The following is a 2038-nucleotide window of genomic DNA, read 5'->3' on the forward strand; positions in this document are numbered from 1 at the left end:
GGATAGCATCATGTGCGCAGACTACACCCCCAGCCGCCAAGAGCAGATCGAGGAAAGCTTTAAGACTGGCTATCCGCTGCTCGATCTGCCGCCCGAAGCTTGGCCTGGCTACATGGCACCAATCCTTCGCGGTTCGCACGACGCACCCGGCGAGCTGGAAATCGCCCCCGCCATGTTCGGGATGGTGCCGCACTGGGCCGACCTCAAGCTCGCCCGCCAGACCTACAACGCCCGCACCGAAACGGTCGCCAGCAAGCCATCCTTCCGCAGCGCCTGGAAGCGCAAGCAGTTCTGCATCATCCCGGCCGCCAACTTCTTCGAGCCCAACTATGAAACGGGAAAGCCCGTGCGCTGGCGCATCGAGCGCGCGGATGGTGGTCCAGTGGCTATTGCCGGTATTTGGGAATACCGGCCGGCGGATCAGCTGCTGTCGTTCTCGATGCTGACGATCAATGCCGACGGTCATCCGCTGATGCAGCGCTTCCACAAGCCGGACGATGAAAAGCGCATGGTGATGATCCTGGACCCGGACCAGTACCAAGGCTGGCTTGACGGCTCTTTGGTGACCGAGGTTGACGTTTATCGGCAGTATCCAGCAGAGCTGCTTGTCGCGCAGCCCGACCCTATGCAGCCGCGCACCCGCGGGAAAGCGCCGGCACCAACCGCGCCAGCGGACCAAGGCGGCCTCTTCTAGTTACAAATTTCACCTTCTGGTTTCCCTTGCTTGGCAATATACTGTGTTTTTATACAGTATATTTAAGGTGGGCGATGAAAATTTGGGCATCAAGGCGTCGAGAGGATGGCGCAGTGCTGGCGGCTCCTGTACCGGTAGTAGAGGGCGCCATACTGCTCGAACTGTTGGTTGTCGACGTAACGCTGGAGGGGAATCGACGCCCTTCAAAAGTGGCACGCCTGCAGGTGATTGGCGTGCCGCGCATTCTGGCGCAGCTGGCCAGGCCCAAGTTGGTGCGAGTTCAAGGATGGAATATAGTGTTGAGCGGCATTGAAGCAACGAGGGATGAGTCCGGCCACACCCGCGAGGTCGCCCAGACCTGGGTATGCAAACTTTTCGTGCCGGAAAACGCTATCGGATTCCGCGCCAAGGAACTGTATCGATCTGGAGTAGCCCTACCGAAAAAACTTGCCCGCGAGAGCGGTGGCTCGCGAGGGTTCCTGGCGGTGGCCGATGATTACTCAAATGTGCTACAGCGGCATACCACTTGTGCCGAGCTGCGCAGCCATAAGATTTCCACGTTCCCGGAGGGGCGTTTAATTGACTGTCACATCGAGTGGATGTCGGAAGAGTCATTCGAGCTGGGAGGTTTGAAGTTGCGGCCCGCATTCGAGAGTCGGCCCGAACAGTTGGAGCGCGGCGGTTGGCTGGTCGGCATCGACATGAAAGAACGCGAGCTGACGAAGAGCGAGGCGCGCATGCTGCGATAGAGTTAATCTAGCACGGCTTGTAGGCCCATTTCGCCTTTTATGCAGCGATTACCCGATGATGCCCAGCCGACCACGCGCTGGTTCTGGTCGACCAGGACGATGACCCGAGGGGCCTGATCTTGCACATAGTTTGATCTACAGACAGGGACGCAGCATGGGAGAAATTCGTTCCGCAAACGAGAGTGCAGGTGAGCGACTATGCGGCTTGCAAGCTGGTTAATTGTATTTTTTGCGGAACGAAAAATAACAGTAAGTCTTTGATTTCAATGACAATCACCGCTGACTTAAAATCTCCCGCCTGTAAGGGCGTGCCGGTTCGATTCCGGCTCCGGGCACCAAATTATCATGTTATATCGTATTAAGAAGTATCGAAACCCGCCCTTCTCATAGGAGGCGCGGGTTTTTTGTTGTCTTGTGTCGTCTTACGTCGTAGCATGACAGCGTACAGATTTGTCGGTACTTGTGACGGTACTTTTGAATACCGTCAGAAAAAGTACCGTCACGGAGAATGACATGGCGCTGACAGACACATTTGTAAGACAGGTGAAGCCCACCAGGCCCGCTGGCGACAAGCATGCGGACGGCGGCGGAATGT

2 protein-coding genes are annotated in these 2038 nt (G+C 56.8%); both read left to right on the forward strand.

Translation table 11 applies throughout. The annotated features are described in order from the left end of the window. The coding region (locus tag AC0V2Y_RS28635; protein WP_475418260.1) for an SOS response-associated peptidase at nucleotides 1-694 on the forward strand (694 nt) is incomplete at its 5' end. Between the two features lie 74 nt (nucleotides 695-768). After that, nucleotides 769-1443 (forward strand): hypothetical protein, encoded by a 675-nt coding sequence (locus AC0V2Y_RS28640; RefSeq protein WP_475418261.1) that lies wholly within the window; start codon nucleotides 769-771, stop codon nucleotides 1441-1443. Nucleotides 1444-2038: the final 595 nt, after the last annotated feature.

The sequence above is a fragment of the Janthinobacterium sp. BHSEK genome, assembly GCF_056174685.1.

Excerpts from the sequence above, each read along its gene's own strand:
- AC0V2Y_RS28640 (WP_475418261.1), top strand. The coding sequence starts at position 769 with ATGAAAATTTGGGCATCAAGGCGTCGAGAGGATGGCGCAGTGCTGGCG.